The 16,111-nt window shown below is 56.0% G+C and carries 11 protein-coding genes and 1 pseudogene; 9 read left to right on the forward strand and 3 right to left on the reverse strand.

The genetic code is table 11. From position 1 onward, the window contains the following. Positions 1–3,768 (forward strand): beta strand repeat-containing protein (locus AB4043_RS04990; RefSeq protein ID WP_442306599.1); only part of this gene is annotated, 3,768 nt, incomplete at its 5' end. Between the two features lie 48 nt (positions 3,769–3,816). Here the strand turns inward: AB4043_RS04990 and AB4043_RS04995 are convergent. Both AB4043_RS04995 and AB4043_RS05000 read right to left on the reverse strand, forming a co-directional pair. Continuing rightward, entirely contained in the window at positions 3,817–5,157 is a 1,341-nt protein-coding gene (locus AB4043_RS04995) for a sugar transferase (RefSeq protein WP_442299036.1), read from the reverse strand. Position 5,158: 1 nt separating this feature from the next. Next, a complete protein-coding gene (locus tag AB4043_RS05000) occupies positions 5,159–6,307 on the reverse strand; it encodes a DegT/DnrJ/EryC1/StrS family aminotransferase (protein WP_442299035.1) in 1,149 nt (382 codons plus the stop codon). A 370-nt stretch (positions 6,308–6,677) separates the two neighbouring features. Here AB4043_RS05000 and AB4043_RS05005 point away from each other — a divergent pair, with 370 nt between their 5' ends. From AB4043_RS05005 to AB4043_RS05030, 6 genes and pseudogenes are all read left to right on the forward strand, one after another. Continuing rightward, the gene (locus AB4043_RS05005) at positions 6,678–7,646 is read left to right on the forward strand and encodes an NAD-dependent epimerase/dehydratase family protein (RefSeq protein ID WP_442306600.1); all 969 of its coding nucleotides are present in this window, start codon (positions 6,678–6,680) and stop codon (positions 7,644–7,646) included. A gap of 59 nt (positions 7,647–7,705) precedes the next feature. Then, positions 7,706–9,595, forward strand: a complete 1,890-nt coding sequence (gene glmS, locus AB4043_RS05010) for a glutamine--fructose-6-phosphate transaminase (isomerizing) (RefSeq protein ID WP_442299033.1) — start codon at positions 7,706–7,708, stop codon at positions 9,593–9,595. Between the two features lie 418 nt (positions 9,596–10,013). Next, positions 10,014–10,298, forward strand: a pseudogene (locus AB4043_RS05015) (phosphoribosyltransferase family protein); the annotation flags it as partial. Positions 10,299–10,523: 225 nt separating this feature from the next. After that, positions 10,524–10,967 (forward strand): CBS domain-containing protein, encoded by a 444-nt coding sequence (locus AB4043_RS05020; protein ID WP_442299031.1) that lies wholly within the window; start codon positions 10,524–10,526, stop codon positions 10,965–10,967. 157 nt (positions 10,968–11,124) lie between these two features. After that, positions 11,125–12,048 (forward strand): universal stress protein, encoded by a 924-nt coding sequence (locus AB4043_RS05025; protein ID WP_442299030.1) that lies wholly within the window; start codon positions 11,125–11,127, stop codon positions 12,046–12,048. A gap of 301 nt (positions 12,049–12,349) precedes the next feature. Next, positions 12,350–12,868 carry a winged helix-turn-helix domain-containing protein gene (locus AB4043_RS05030; RefSeq protein WP_442306604.1) on the forward strand — a complete coding sequence of 173 codons (519 nt, stop codon included), beginning with the start codon at positions 12,350–12,352 and terminating at the stop codon, positions 12,866–12,868. A gap of 247 nt (positions 12,869–13,115) precedes the next feature. Here AB4043_RS05030 and AB4043_RS05035 read toward each other — a convergent pair whose 3' ends face one another. After that, positions 13,116–13,373 (reverse strand): hypothetical protein, encoded by a 258-nt coding sequence (locus tag AB4043_RS05035; protein ID WP_442306601.1) that lies wholly within the window; start codon positions 13,371–13,373, stop codon positions 13,116–13,118. On the opposite strand from AB4043_RS05035, the gene AB4043_RS05040 reads away from it, so the two are divergent. Both AB4043_RS05040 and AB4043_RS05045 read left to right on the forward strand, forming a co-directional pair. After that, positions 13,347–15,596 carry an ABC transporter permease gene (locus AB4043_RS05040; protein ID WP_442306602.1) on the forward strand — a complete coding sequence of 750 codons (2,250 nt, stop codon included), beginning with the start codon at positions 13,347–13,349 and terminating at the stop codon, positions 15,594–15,596. The genes AB4043_RS05035 and AB4043_RS05040 overlap by 27 nt on opposite strands. Positions 15,597–15,880: 284 nt before the next feature. Further along, positions 15,881–16,111: hypothetical protein (locus tag AB4043_RS05045; protein WP_442306603.1), on the forward strand; the 231-nt coding region annotated here is incomplete at its 3' end.

The following is a 16,111-nucleotide window of genomic DNA, read 5'->3' on the forward strand; positions in this document are numbered from 1 at the left end:
CTTCCACACGGTACGGTAGGCGCAGAGTATTCGACTCAGCTTTCCGCCTCCGGCGGCTCTTCCCCGTATAGCTGGGCTGCCTCACCAGGCTCGCTTCCAACCGGTCTCACACTCGCTTCCACAGGCAGCATCAGTGGAGTGCCTGCCAATGCGGGCACCTCCGAGGTTACAGTGACTGTCACGGATGCCACGGGGGCATCGACATCCACTCCCCTTACACTTACCGTTGCTGCGTCAACGTCAACGCTGACTGTCACAACGACATCATTGCCATCTGGCGCTGTCGGTACTGCCTACACTGCGGCAATCGGCGCCGCGGGAGGGGTATCTCCTTATGCCTGCGCAGTTACATCCGGCAGCTTGCCCAGCGGCTTGTCGCTCTCGGGTTGCGCTATCAACGGAACCCCTACTGCTGCCGCCAACTCTTCGCTGGTGTTCTCAGTCACTGATGCGGCCGGCACATCCGCTTCCAGCAAGAGCCTGGCGTTCACCATTGCGGACGCAGCCACGTTGGACATTACCTCCCCGGCCTCAGGAACCGTCGGTGTCAGCTACTCTGCATCCATCGGCGTCTCAGGTGGAAAGGGTCCATACACCTGCAATATGACCGACGGTACTCTGCCCAACGGCATCCTTCTGAACAATTGCACGCTTCAGGGCACTCCGACGACGGCTGGTGTCTACACACTTGGTATCAGCGCAACGGATTCCTCCAAACCCACGGCTCAGGGGAAGAAGAAGATCAGCGGAACTCTTCCTTCGGGTTTGAGCATCAGCAACTGCACAATCACAGGAACCCCGTCGGTCGCAGGCAGCACGAGCCTCGTCGTAAAAGCGACGGATTCCAACAATCCTACGGACTCGGCAACCTCATCGATCACGCTGACCGTCATCGCTGCACCAGCAACACTGACAATTTCTTCGCCGCCATCGGGCACCGTTGGAGCACTGTATAACGGCGCTATTGGGGTTGCAGGTGGAACGGCACCTTACTCCTGCGCACCGGCGAGTGGAACGATTCCCAATGGATTGACGCTGACCGGTTGCTCACTGACCGGAACACCCACCACTGCTGGGAACTCGACCTTCTCAATCAAGGCAATCGATTCCAGCAGTCCGGCCAACGCTACAACTGGACCGGTCACACTCAATATCGCCGCCGCTCCAGTAACGTTGGCCCTTACCGCGCCATCCTCTGGAAATGTTGGTGTCGCTTACAGCGGAACCATCGGTGTCTCGGGGGGCACAGCTCCGTATACCTGCTCACTGGCTGGCGGAAGCATGCCCTCCGGACTTACGCTCAACAACTGCACCATCGGCGGAACACCGATTGTGGCTGGATCCTATAGCCTGTCCATCAAGGCAACAGACTCCGCTTCACCGGCAAACACGACGACGGCAACGGTGCCCCTGAACATCATCGGCGCAGCGTCTGTCACGCTTACTATCAGCTCGCCCGTCTCCGCCACGGTGGGTACTGCTTATACCGGTGCGATTGGTGTCTTCGGCGGGTCCGCACCGTACACCTGCTCGCTTGTAAGCGGATCGGTACCAGGGCTCACGCTCAGCGGCTGCTCTCTCACCGGAACGCCGACTACCGCTGGAACTTATTCGCTCTCCGTCAAGGCAACCGACTCCAGCAGCCCCGCAACCTCGACGACCAGCTCTGTCTCCGTCGCCGTAAAGGCTGCTGCTGCTTCCTTGGCGATTACATCTCCCTCTGCGACTGCCACGGTCGGGACTGCTTACACCGGCGCGATCGGTATCTCCGGTGGTACAGCACCGTATACCTGCTCGCTCGTGAGCGGCTCGGCTCCAGGGCTGACACTTAGTGGCTGCTCCCTCACCGGAACGCCGACCACTGCGGGAACCTACTCGTTCTCCGTCAAGGCCACGGACTCCGGCAACCCTGCAAACTCGACGACCGGCTCTGTCTCGGTTACCGTGAAAGCCGCCGCCGCTGCTACATTGACGCTCACCTCGCCGACGACAGCGACGGTGGGTTCCGCCTACAACGGCACAATCGGTGTCTCCGGAGGAATCGCACCGTATACCTGCACCCTGAGCGGCGGGACAGTTCCTGCAGGTCTCACCCTGACTAACTGCTCGCTCTCTGGCACGCCAACAACTGCGGGCGCCTCCGCACTCACCATCAAAGCCACGGATTCCAGCTCTCCCACTGCATCCACCACGGGCACGGTGGTCGTGACGGTCAATGCCGCTCCTTCCTCGGGATCGTCGGGAGGAGGACCGCACATCAATTACACCGATCTGAACGTTGGCAGCGGCACCGGTGGAGACAACGGAAACGGCGTCTATGTCCGCATCTTCGGCAGCAACTTTGGCTCGACTCAGGGCAGCAGTACCGTCGCCCTCGGCGGACAGTTGATCACGAACTGCAGCCTCTGCTCGTGGAGCGATACGACCATCATTGCGCAACTCGGTAGTGCGGCGACGACCGGCAATATTGTCGTCACTGTAAATGGCGCGGCCTCGAATGGCGTCCCCTTCACGGTCACGCAGACAGATATTGTCTTCGTCTCTCCGAATGGGGCCGATACCAACACAGGCAGCTTCACCTCGCCCTTCAAGTCGTGGCGTGCAGCCTTCAACTCTGTCACTTCGTCCGACTCGATGACCCCGGTACGTAATACGGTCATCTATCTGCTTCCGGGTACGGATGTCAGCTTCGATGACGGCCGCGGGTACAAGTCGGCGATCTCGACGGATATTGGCGGCTCCTCTCCGACCAGCCAGCTTTCGATCGTGGGTTATCCCGGCGGAACGGTGAACGTGGGCAGCTCTTCCATTACGTATGGCGTTCACGGATGGGGTAAGTACGTCACCATCGCGAACCTCAATATCGTAGGCCAAAGCTCGGCAATCGGTGCTGAAGCTGGAAATGCCCGCATCATCAATAACAGCCTCTCCTGCCCCGCACCGCCCTCGGGCCTGAGCGGCACGGCATGTCTCCTTGGAGAAACCACTGACCCATCCGAAACCTGGACTGTCCACGGCAACAATGTGCACGACACCGGTGGCAACGTCGACAAGACCTATCACGCCGTCTACTTCTCGAGTAACGTCAATCATGCCGACGTGGGCTGGAATAATGTCGGCCAGAACTTCAAGGGATACTGCCGCGGCATTATGTTCCACGCCACCCTCGGCAGCAACCAGTACGATCTGCATATTCACGACAATGTTGTGACCAACTCTTATTGCGACGGCATTGCACTTGCTTCCGTGAATCCGTCACAGGGAACGGTCGAAATCTATAACAATGTTGTGGCACATGTTGCGCTTGCTTCCAATCCGTATGGAGTTGCCAATGAAGCCGGCATCGCCATCAACACTGACCCTGCTGCAGGTTCAAGCAGCGGTAACGTTGAGGTCTATAACAACACCGTTGTCGATGCAGGAGCTTACTCGACCGGAAACCAGAACGGTTGCTTTGGTGTTGTGAGCGGCGGAGCCGGACTACACATGACGAACAATATCTGTTCACAGCCATCCAGTTCGCAGCCCTATGTCGAAGGTGGATCGACGAATGTCAGCGGCTCCCATAACCTGTGGTACGGTGCAGGCGCCGCTCCATCCTGGGATTCATCGCCGATAGGCTCGAACCCGCTCTTCCTCTCAACCAGCAACTTCGCGCTGCAGTCACAGTCGCCCGCCAAGTCGACTGGAACTACAAGCACAACCTCCACCATCGACATCGTAGGCGCCTCTCGAGGCTCTGCGCCGTCGATGGGAGCCTACCAATAAAATCCTCTCTGCACCGGGGGGCGCGAAGTCTGCGCTCCCCGTTTTCTTTTAGACAGCGCCCCGCCCCACCAGGACCACTTTCACCGTCTCCAGCGCAATTGCACAATCGAGCCACAATGAAAGATGTTTTACATAAAACAAGTCATACTCAAGCTTGCGTTTTGATTCTTCTATCGTGGAACCGTAGTGGTACCGCACTTGCGCCCAGCCGGTCAGTCCAGGAGGAACCGAGTGGCGGTGTTTGTAGAACGGCACATGCTGCTCGAGTACTTCACATAGATGAGGCTGCTCAGGTCTTGGCCCAATCAGGCTCATCTCGCCGCGCAATACATTGACGAGCTGCGGCAACTCATCAATACGATATTTCCTCAGATGCTTCCCAAGCCGCGTAATGCGGTGTGTCTCATTCCCCGCCCATCCGGTCTTCTGGACCGATGTGACCGGTGACATCGTTCTGAACTTCAGAATGCTGAACGGCTTTCCAAAAAGCCCGATCCGCTGCTGCCGGTAAAATACGGGACCGTCCTGCTGCAGATAAACCACCAATGCAACGATAAGAACGACCGGACTCGTAACAACCAACAGCATTCCGGCAACCAGAAAGTCGAAGATCCGTTTCGCAAACCGCTTCCCTATCCGATTGCTATAGCGGTCAGAGAAGATACATTGTTCCGCACTCAAATGATCGACGCGGACTCTTCCAGTCGCCTTCTCAAAGAAGGCTTGAGCGTCCTCGATCTCCATACCGGCCATCTTGCAACTCAGCAAGGTTTCCAGGTTGTCGTCAGACTGCGCCTTCACGTTCGTCACGATGATACGTTCGAAGCCTTCGCCTGCCCTCTTCCCCCCTTGAAGCACCTTGGTCAGCATGGCAGGCGGTGTAATTTCGGCGACTTCCATATTCCATTCCGGACTTGAAAGCACAATTGCCTGTAACTCCGCGGCCTCATCACCGGCCCCAACAACAAGGACTCGCTGCCGGTTGCTAGGCAGAGCCAGTCTTCTCGAAACCAGCGTCACAAGCGCAAGAAAGCCGGCGAACAGCAACACCTTTGACAGCACGGGAGTCAGCCAGGGAAGAAGGAATACTCCCGCTGCCAGCAGCAGGAACAAGAGAGCAAAGGCACGCAGAACCTGCACAATCGTAGTTCTGGGAATTCGAACTGTTTGCAGGTTATAGAGGTCGTGATAGTAGAAGATAACCTGACAGACAATCCCTACCAGCATCAGCCGCAGCAGGCCAAGCAGAACCGAACCGATGGGCTTGCTGCTCGATCCCGCGACCAGCGGCAGGATAAAGAGCAGCGGCGCCACAATCACCAGAACAACAAAGTCCAATGAGAGGAGCAGCGCCGCCCTCGGAGGCAATGCTTTTCCGCAAATCTTCATATCAGCTCACCCGTGCCAGGATCACCTTGGTCCGCATCTCGGGTTTTGCCATGACCTGCTTCAACGCTTCACCGACGTAGTGGATCTCTTCAGGAAGCAGGTGGGGATAGATCGGTAATGAGAGCACCTCCCCGGCGGCCCTCTCCGCCTCTGGCAAACGGCCTTTTTTATATCCTAGGTGTTCGTACATGGGCTGCAGGTGCAGCGGAATGGGGTAATGAACCGCAGTTTCCACCCCTAACTGGCGTAGCTCGGTCTGCACCGCGTCACGATTCGGGACCCGGATCGTATATTGATGAAACACGTGCGTCCGTCCCGCGACGGTCTCCGGAAGGACGACTTCATCGATATTCCGTAACACATGGTGATAGAGAGCGGCGCGTTCACGCCGTTGTTCGTTCCATCGATTGAGATGTGGGAGCTTGACCCGCAGGATCGCCGCCTGAATCTCATCGAGGCGGCTGTTCCACCCAAGAAATTCACTCTTATATTTCTTCGCGCTGCCGTGAGCACGCGCCATTCGCAGATATGCGGCTTGTTCGGCGCTCTTGGTCACGATCATGCCGCCGTCTCCGTAAGCGCCGAGATTCTTACTGGGGAAGAAGGACAGACATCCGAAATCGCCAAACGAGCAGACCGCATCTCCGGCATATTTGGCGCCGAGTGCTTGCGCCGTGTCCCCAATAAAGACAAGATTGTGCGCACGCGCAAACTTCGCAATCTCGAAGATATCTGCCGCCTGTCCATAGAGGTGCACGGCAATAATCGCTTTTGTCGCCGGACCTACCAGTGCTTCAAGCCCCTTCACGTCCATGGTGTAGGTAACTGGATCAATGTCGGCAAAGACTGGTGTCGCTCCCAGCAAACTCACAGTATCCGCCGTGGCAACAAAGGTAAAAGCCGGAACAATGACCTCGTCTCCGGGGCCAACTCCGGCGGCCTTCATGGCCAGAAGCAGTGCATCGGTTCCCGAGGCGACACCCACGGCGTGCCCCACCTGGCAATAGCTCGCCACCTCCGACTCAAGAGCGGCAACCTCAGGTCCGAGGATGAAATGTTGCTTTTCCAGCACGTTTTCAATCGCGCTGTCGATCTCTTCGCGAAGCGAGGCATATTGGCGCTCGAGATTAAGCATTTGAATCTTCTGCATTGACTCTTTCCTCCCCGTGGATCCGTCGGCCCTATGAGGCGCAGGTCACCGTCATCCGGCTTCTCTGCACGCTGGAAGCCAGAACCTGAGCTTGCTTCAAAGTGGCGACTATGCGCGGATTACGGGCAGGAAACGGGGATTTGCAGGGGCCTGCAAGCTCCCGCTGCGATGCAACGGTTTGCACACTTTTACAAAAGTGCTGCCCGTGGATTATTCGCTTAGCGGGTGTCGCAAGTCCTTTCGCTCTCTACGCATCCGTACGCCAGTTGCGGAAATTGTGAACCTGAAGGGCCGTCGTTGGACCGGCCCGCGATGGTCTTTGAAATGCACCAACCATCGCGATTCTCAGAATGGCCTAGGAGTGGGCAGGATGGCACGTTATCTCATCACTGGTGTAGCAGGGTTTATCGGATCTTCCCTCGCGCATGAACTTTTACAACAAGGGCACGAGGTGATCGGCGTAGATAACCTTACCRCCGGTGACGTTCATAATCTTGATGGCATCATTCGGGACCTCGATTTCCGCGTCATGGATGTAAACGAGACCAGCCGCCTGCGCGAGTGCTGCCGGGGTGTAGACTTTGTTCTTCACCAGGCAGCACTCGCATCCGTTCCGCGCTCTGTCCGCGACCCTCTCTCGACGCATGTTGCCAATGTCGATGGAACCCTGAGCGTCCTCATGGCCGCATGGGATGCAGGCGTTTCCCGAGTGGTTTATGCCGCATCGTCCTCCGCATACGGCAATAAGTCGTCGCAGCCGAAACATGAAGAGATGTTGCCGGATCCTCTCTCTCCGTATGCGGCACAGAAACTTGCAGGCGAGTACTACGTCCGTAGCTTCTGGCATGTCTATGGGCTGGAGGGCGTGTGCCTGCGCTACTTCAACGTCTTTGGCCCCAGGCAGAGTTCTGATTCTCCCTACTCCGGCGTTATCGCGAAGTTTGCATCTGAGATGCTCAAAGGCGAATCTCCATTGATCTTTGGTGACGGCAATCAGAGCCGGGATTTCACCTTCATCGACAATGTGGTCTCTGCGAATCTCCTGGCCTGCACTACTCCTGCCGCTGAGGTCTCCGGGAAAGTCTTCAACATCGGTACGGGCCAGAGTCATACCCTTAACCAGACGTACGATCTTCTGGCCCACTTCCTCTGCTTCAAGAAGAGAGCGCTCTATACGGCGCCAAGGCTCGGCGACGTTCAGCACTCTGAAGCTGATCTCAGTCTTTCGAAACGCACGCTCAAGTACGCCCCCGTTAGCAACTTCAAAGACGGTATCGCAAAAACGGTGCAATGGTTCCTTGAGCGGGAAGCACTTACCATCACCAAACACACAGCCTAACGCCGCCGGGAGTGCGGCCCATCTACATAAGATCACGGGATCTTGAGTAAGGAGACCTCATGTGTGGAATCGTCGGATACGTCGGCCCGAAACCTGTTGTCCCTGTCATTATTGAAGGTCTGCGCCGCCTTGAATACCGAGGATATGACTCGGCCGGCATCGCACTTGCCGATGGTGCTGGCGATCTGTCTGTCTATCGTGCACCCGGTAAGCTTCGCAATTTGGAGGCTCTGGTTGCCGGTATGTCGCTAACCGGCAGCTATGGCCTGGGACACACACGATGGGCCACACACGGCCGCCCCACAGAAGAGAACGCACATCCTCACCGTGACTGCTCCGGCTCCCTCGTTGTTGTCCACAACGGAATCGTGGAGAACTACCTCACCCTCAAGCGGGATCTGCAGGACAAGGAGCATGTCTTCGTTACAGAGACCGATACAGAGATCATTGCTCATCTGATCGAACAGGAGTTCTTCGACGCGGATGATGCGCCGGGCTCTGCGGCGCCTCTGCCCCTGGAAGAAGCAGTTCGCCGTGCGGTGCGAAAGTTGAAAGGCGCCTTCGCTATCGGTGTACTCTCTGCGCATGATCCCGGCAAACTGGTCGCAGCCCGAAGCGGCCCGCCGGCTGTAATCGGTTTCGGAGACGGCGAATACTTTCTCGCTTCCGACATACCGGGCATTCTTCACCATACACGCAACATTGCCTTCCTCCAGGATGGCGATGTCGCCGTGCTGACACCTGCCGGCGTGCAGTTCAGCGACTTCGAAGGCAATGCTCTCTCGCGGCCGCCGCAATATGTTGCGTGGGATGCAACCCAGGCTGAGAAGGAAGGCTACCCGCACTTCATGCTCAAGGAGATCTATGAGCAGCCCCGCGCGGTCCGTGACACGATCAGAGGCCGCCTCTCATTGGCCACGGGCCTAGTCAGCCTGCCTGATCTGAAGCTGTCAGAAGAAGAACTTCTCAAGGTACAACGTGTTGTCATCGCATCCTGCGGCACAAGCTGGCATGCGGGCCTGGTGGCGAAGTTCATGATCGAACGCCTTGCGCGTCTTCCCGTTGAGGTCGACTACGCAAGCGAGTTTCGCTATCGCACACCGATTTTAGGAAAGACTGATCTGGGAATCCTCGTCAGCCAATCCGGAGAGACTGCAGATACACTCGCCGCGCAGGCTGAGATGATCGCACACACAATGCCCACGCTCGCGGTCTGCAATGTTATCGGATCCGCCATTCCCCGCAGAGCCCTGGGATCAATCTCCACCAACGCCGGTCCGGAGATAGGCGTTGCCAGTACAAAGGCTTTTACGGCACAACTGACAGCTCTGTTTCTGTTTTCGGTTTACCTTGCACAGATCCGCAAGACGCTGAGCGGCGAGGAATGCAGCCGCCTTCTCTCGGCGCTGGGGGAGTTGCCCAACCAGGTTGATGCGGTTCTGCGCACCGCTGCCCCTGTCTGCAAACAGCTTGCGAAGGCGTTCTACCGTGCAGAGGATTCTCTCTTCCTTGGCCGTGGGATCCACTACCCCATTGCCTTGGAAGGAGCATTGAAGTTGAAAGAGATCAGTTATATCCACGCTGAGGGATATCCGTCGGGCGAGATGAAGCATGGCCCCAACGCACTGATCGACGAAACCCTGCCGGTGGTTTGTATTGCGACAAAAGATCCAAATGATCCCGAAAGTGTACTCAAGTACGAAAAGACCCTCAGCAATATCCAGGAAGTGACAGCGCGCAATGGGCGCGTTATTGCCGTCGCATGTGAAAACGATCAGGAGATCTCCCGGCTCGTCGAGCACGTCATCTTCATTCCATCGACCGTGGAAGCCTTATTGCCCATCCTCGAAGTTGTTCCGCTGCAATTATTCGCCTATTACATCGCTGTAGAGCGCGGATGTGATGTCGACCAACCCCGCAACCTCGCAAAGAGCGTCACTGTGGAATAAACAGGAGATCCCAAAAGACGGGATCTGCATTCCAGCGTCATGCGGATCTGGTTCTATGGAAAATCCGAAGCGTAGTATTGACCCCTCCCATGTTGAAGGAATGTCCAGCGATTTGGTTGACCAGCTCCCGGAAACCCTACATCACACCCCCAGGAAAATGCTCTAAGGCGGAACCGAGACCACCAGGGAAAACCAGCCAGTTGTGACTGGCGTCACTTTCCTTTGTGTCTGAATCGCGGATACTTACAGGTAGCCCTAATCCGGAGAACCTCCCCTCCAGAAGGGGGCCGTCAATGCAGACGCTCATTCTCATCCTGGTCACAGTTCTTGGCGCTCTTTTCATCATCGTAGGAACAGGCGGCGCCCTGCTCACTCATTTAAGAAGGAAGAAGAAGAGGAGTGCTCACTCGACTTCCACAGAAAGACAGTCATCCTCGTCGATGACGGAATTGCGACTGGGTCGAGCATCCTGGCGGCGGTGCGGTCGCTTCGTTCCATGAACGTTGCGCATCTGGTAGTCGCGGTTCCCGTCGCCCCGCAATCTACCCGTGCATGGCTTTCCAGCGAGGTTGACGAACTGTTTGTTGTAAGTGAACCTACTGACTTTTATGCAGTGGGCCAATTCTACGAGGATTTTGGACAGACCACCGATCAGGAAGTAGTCGCACTTCTCGATCAAAATCCGATGCGCATGGCTTCATGAAATGCGGAAAGGTGGAGACTTGTCCGTCGGTCGCTGGAACGGTGACCCGTATCACATCCACGCGGCGCGTCTCAGGACGAATATGAATACCACGAAAGAAAGATGGTCATGGCTAGAACGTGAAGAACCGTAGCAAACTGCCTGACGCGCCTCAGGCAGTTGCACAGATTCGCCAATTGTTCTGTAGAAATCATAGGGCCTGACATGCGGGAGGGACTATCTGATATGAACATCACAGTAAAGGATGCAATGAGTAAGTCTGTCGTGGCATGTGTTTCGACGGAATCGTGCCAACGCGCGGCCGAACTTATGCGAAGGCACCAGGTGGGCGCTATTCCGGTTGTCAGCGATAAAAACAGCCGGCATCTCATCGGGATTGTCACCGATCGCGATCTCGCCATGAAACTAGTTGCAATGGGGCGGAATGCGGCTGTCCCTGTTTTCAATGTAATGACGATGAACCCCATCACTTGCCGGGCCAACGATCCCCTCGACGTCTGCGAAGAAAAGATGCGTCTGCATCGCGTTCGCCGCGTCCCTGTCGTCGACGAGCTCGGGTCCTGCATCGGCATAGTGTCTCAAGCAGATGTTGCCTTGCACGATGATGCGCAGCACCTGCAATCGACCGTTTCAACCATCTCAAGGCCTGATCCCCTTTTGGCTGCCTGACCTCGAAAAAGAGGGCGCAACCGGTAGCTCCATGCGCCCTTACTCTCGTTCAGCCTGCATGGACCTTGTCCAATCGGCCCCTCCTGATGTGACCTCAATCACTGCAGCATCCCCTCGACTGCGGTAGTGTGACGTCGCGTTCTCCGGAGGGCCGGCAATGACCATCTCAAGATCTCAAAAACCGTCCGGCAATCATCTGACAGCTTCGCCAATCTCCTTCGAGAGAATCCTCGTTGGAACCGATTTTTCTGAGCCAGCGCAGCTGGCATTCGATATCGCATTGGAGTTCGCGGAACAGTTCGGATCTCATCTCTCCATTGCCCATGCCATCTCACTGATGCTGCCCAGCATGGCCTCGGCCGGCATTGTTCCGGAGGCGGTCGACGCTCTTGTCCAGTCAGCGAAAGAGGAGCTCGACAAGGCTATCTGGTCGCATCGGAAAAACGTGGCGCCGATCGAAAAAGTCGTTGCGTTCGGTGGTGCGGAAGAGGTGCTTCTGGGAGCTGTCCGAGAGAAAGAGATCGACCTTCTCGTACTTGGGACCCATGCCTCGTTGGGAATAGCTCGCATCGCACTCGGATCGGTGGCCGAAAGCGTCATGAGGCACGTTCCTTGCCCTGTGCTTATAGCAGGACCCAGGTGTCAGCGAATATCCAATTTATTTCGCTCAATCCTCTTTGCGACCGACCTGACTACAACCGGCACACGCGCCGCCACATACGCAGTAGCGCTGGCCGAGCAGTTCCAATCGATGCTCACGATGTTTCACGCCATGGAGAAGAAGGAGTCTGTAGCAGGCGGCCGCCGCGAAGAATGTGAGACCGCAAGCAGGCTGCAACTCGAGTTTCTACTGCCGGAAGCCGCAGACTTGTGGTGCCGTCCTCACATGGAGCTCGCGTATGGCGACCCGGCGGAAGAGATCTTGGCCATGGAAAACAATTGCGATGCGACCCTTATTGTTACCGGGACCGGCCATCATCTGGCCCTGGCAGACCACTCTCCGCGTAGCACGCTCAGTAAGGTCTTACATGTGGCGAAATGTCCAGTCCTCGCTGTACCCGATATTTCCGCGCGCGGATAGGCTTTCTGCCCTTCCCCGGGACTCTGCTCAAGGTTTTGCTCGCGTCAAATTGCGCCAGTATTCCATTCACTATTAGTCCATAAGTTATTCCCTGAGCTAGGGCTTATGACCCTTATAGAGATAGAAGCCATTAGACACCAGAATGCAGCCATAGCTTTCGTTGACTAAGCTCGAATTTACCTTTTTGGAGAAATTTCCTGCCAGGAAGGATCTTTCCAGTGTGTATTACATCCCCCTAACAAGCCGGGTTGCATTGAATTACTGTTCAGAGCGATCGATGCCCGGCGAAAACAGCACAAAAATGTCTTTTACAGTAGGTACGTGTTATGATCTCTTTCGCGTTACAAAGGAACCTGAAAGATCACTTCGACCTCCGCGGAGAAGGCCCGTGAGAAGTGTTTATATTTTCGGTGACTACATTTTCGAGACCGCTCCCGATACCCTATCCCGCGGAGTGCAGATTATTCCTGCGCCCTCTAAGCAACTCAGCCTGCTTCGCGTCCTGCTCCAGGGAGAAGGTAATGCGGTAAAGAAAGAAACCCTGCTGCGCGAAGCTTGGCCTTGCTCCGACGTGGAAGACCATACCCTTGTCCAAACGATCTATCTTCTCAGGCTAACGTTAGGTAAGATGCCCGACGGAAGAGAATACGTTGAAACGGTCCCCCGCTATGGCTACCGGATCGCCGCAAGCATTTCCCAGCAGGGCCTGGCTTCTCCGGAAAGTAACCCGTGGAAGCGCCCATCGCGGGGGTCGGGATTCGTCCATTCTCTAGGCCAGATCTGGCGGAGATTCAATTCTTCCTCCCGAGCTGCGTTGTAATCGGTTTCAGCCACCTTTCGCAGGCTGAGTTCTTGACATGTATCCGACAGAGCAGGGCCTTCACTAACTCCCCCGGGAGAGGTGTTTGATCCAGCGATCCAACGGAAGCTGTAACTCGTCGAGCAGATCTCTGTCGTCCCGGACCGGATAGCTCCACGCGGAACCGTGAGGTCCAGCGGCGCAAGCAGCATGTTCTTTCCAATACGCTTACTCAACTGACGGGATTCAATTGCCGGCGCAACGACCGTCATCCATGGGCCTCTTCATGCTGTGACAAGCGCTGCCAGTGTTTCTCAATAGCTGCGGTGACCTCATCTACATCGATCAAGAGCCGTTTGGCTTCTACCACCAACTCTTCAATCTGCCGATTTAACAGCTCCATCCAGCTCACTTGAGCTGGAGTGAGGAAGCTCTTCGCCACGACGGTGCCAATGCCAGGTGAGACTCCAGGAGTCTTCCGTATCGAGAACCCGATCAATTGGTCGTCGTCTGGTCGAAAATTCAAGGCTTCCACAACGGAATCTCCGCAGGAGACTTTGCCGATTGGAGGCGGGAAAATTCAACGCTTCGGGACCTCCATGCCTTTACTGGAAGCTCCTTCAATATCGCGAGCAAAGAACAGCCTGAAAACATCGATGGAAGACAGGTGACAACTGGGTTTTACACCATGTTCGGACGACCTTTCTTTCTTGGTCGAGACTTCCTGGCGGAAGAAGGCGTCGATGGCAAAAACCACGTAGTGATTCTTACCCACAAGCTTTGGATGCATCTTGGCGAGAATCGCAAGATTATTGGTCAGTCCATGCGAATCGATGGCCAGCCATATACCGTTGTGGGCGTGCTGTCGCCGGGCGTCGATGACCGCGGTAATGACCAGCTCGCAGTGCCTCTCGTCTTCAAACCGGAGCAACTCAATCATGACTTCCATTGGCTTCTCTCGATAGGCCGCCTGAAGCCGGGAGTGACGGTCCAACAAGCGCAAAAGGACATGGATTCCGTTGCCCTCCATATTGCTCAGGACAACCCGAAGAGCAATAAGGGCTGGGGAGTCTTTGTCGAACCTCTCAAAAATGACTTCCTTCCAAGCGAACGCAAGCAGACGCTCTGGCTCCTGCTCGGAGCCGTCGCCTTCATTCTGCTGATTGCCTGCGTGAACGTCGCCAACTTGCTGCTGGCACGCGGTCTTGCGCGACAGAAAGAACTGGCCGTGCGAGCGGCGCTCGGCGCCAGCCGTCGAACAATCTTTGAGCAGCTCATCACCGAAAGCCTGCTTTTGGCGATAACCGGCGGTCTGCTTGGTGTCGGGATTGGTTATGCGTTGCTTCGCGGTCTCATCGCGATCATGCCGGAAGGAACTCTGCCGAATGAGGCTGATCTCACGCTTAATCTGCCCGTCCTTCTCTTCACGCTTATTGCCACAACTCTGGCCGGGTTCCTATTCGGAAGCGCTCCTGCCTGGTATGCCTCCCGCGTCGATCCAGGCGAAACGCTCAAAGAAGGCAACCGCACAGGAGTCGGTAGCGGCCGACATCGCTTGAGGCAGAGTCTTGTCATCGGAGAATTTGCGTTGGCACTAGCGCTGTTGGCCGGGGCAGGTCTCGCGATTCATAGCTTTCTCAATCTCCTGCGCGTCGACCTTGGTCTTCGCACCGATCATGTTCTGACATTTTTCCTTCCCGTTCCCGACTCCCGACCGAAAGACCCAGAGAAGATCGTTGCCTACTATAGACAGATCCTTGACCGGGTCAGCGCTGTCCCTGGGGTCACTTCGACCTCCGCCATGACGGGTCTCCCTCTCTTCGGCGCGGGATTCGGAATGCCATTCACCATCGTCGGACAGCCGGCATTCAATGATCCCTCCATGAGGCCGAATACGGGATTTGGGATGGTGACACCCGATTTCTTCAAAACCTTCGGTATCCAAATTGTGAAGGGTCGCGGTTTCACGGATCAGGACACGGCTTCGAGCGTAAAGGTGGCGGTCGTCAATGAGGAGTTCGTAAAAAAGTACTTCAAAGGCAGTGATCCGCTGAGGCAGCGGGTCTCGGTAGAACAACTAATCCCCGGCGTCACCAAGCTTGGGCCACCTGTTGAATGGCAGATCATCGGCGTTTATCACACCGTTCGCAGCGGTGGCTTTCGCCAGGATAGGCCAGAGATGGAGATCCCCTTCTGGCAGATACCCTGGTCGACCGCGGGTATCGGTGTTCGAACGATCAATGATCCCGCCACCATGACCAAAAGCATCGCTGCTGCCATACACTCTGTCGACCCGGAAATCGCCTTGGCGCAGCCCCGATCAATGGAAGAGGTCCGGGATCTGGTTCTTTCAAACGATCGCTTTACACTCATTCTCTTCGTCTGCTTCGCTGCGGTAGCTCTAGTGCTTGCTGCAATCGGAGTCTATGGAGTCATGTCATTCTCTGTGGCGCAACGCACACATGAGGTTGCTCTTCGGATGGCTCTTGGAGCAGATCGAAGCCGGGTCGTAACCCTGATCGTCCGAGAAGGCCTTATTCTCGCGGGGATCGGACTGTCATTGGGTCTCATCGGAGCCTACTTCGTTGGCAGGGGCATGCAGAAGACGCTGTATGGAATTGGTCGCATGGATATCTCAGCATTTGCATCCGTCTCGCTCGTTCTGCTCGTTGCTGCCTTGATTGCATGCCTCATCCCAGCGTGGCGCGCAGCCTCAGTTGAGCCGATGCAGGCACTTCGTTCCGAGTGAGTTCAATCCATTGATATCGTTTTGACGGGATTGGACGTCGGTCGTGACACATCACCCGTCGGAAGGGACCCTCGTCCCCATACGAATTTTTCCTGCGATCGCTATCATCAAAGCTGAACCTTCAGATTCACCGTACGAGAGGACCACTGATGTCAGTTTCTGCAAATCGTATTTGGCGACAATTGCCGGAAGAGATCCGAGTCGCTGCCTGTAAACTTTTTTGGGCTGAGTCAAAAGGCGTTGAGAAGCAGTTCCTCTTCGCATCTCTCGCAAGAGCAAAAAACATGCGTGAGATCACGGTCCGCAAAACTCCGATTGAGAGGCTGGCCAACTGGACGGCGGCAACCCTGTCACTTCCAGACCAGGTCGTGGATGATCTGCTGAAGAAGTATCTACTCCACGAGCATCGTGCCGTGATTATCAGGTTTYTTGAATTACTCAAGATTCCCCATGTCGACGGCATGATCGAGGAGTCGTTTGACCTCGCAACCCTCACAAATGAGCAGGTGCAAGGG

This window comes from Terriglobus sp. YAF25, assembly GCF_052113305.1.
Taxonomy (GTDB): domain Bacteria; phylum Acidobacteriota; class Terriglobia; order Terriglobales; family Acidobacteriaceae; genus Terriglobus.

Coding starts and splice junctions, on each gene's coding strand:
- AB4043_RS04995 (WP_442299036.1), bottom strand. CDS start 5,157: ATGAAGATTTGCGGAAAAGCATTGCCTCCGAGGGCGGCGCTGCTCCTC.
- AB4043_RS05000 (WP_442299035.1), bottom strand. CDS start 6,307: ATGCAGAAGATTCAAATGCTTAATCTCGAGCGCCAATATGCCTCGCTT.
- glmS (WP_442299033.1), top strand. CDS start 7,706: ATGTGTGGAATCGTCGGATACGTCGGCCCGAAACCTGTTGTCCCTGTC.
- AB4043_RS05020 (WP_442299031.1), top strand. CDS start 10,524: ATGAACATCACAGTAAAGGATGCAATGAGTAAGTCTGTCGTGGCATGT.
- AB4043_RS05025 (WP_442299030.1), top strand. CDS start 11,125: ATGACCATCTCAAGATCTCAAAAACCGTCCGGCAATCATCTGACAGCT.
- AB4043_RS05030 (WP_442306604.1), top strand. CDS start 12,350: ATGTCTTTTACAGTAGGTACGTGTTATGATCTCTTTCGCGTTACAAAG.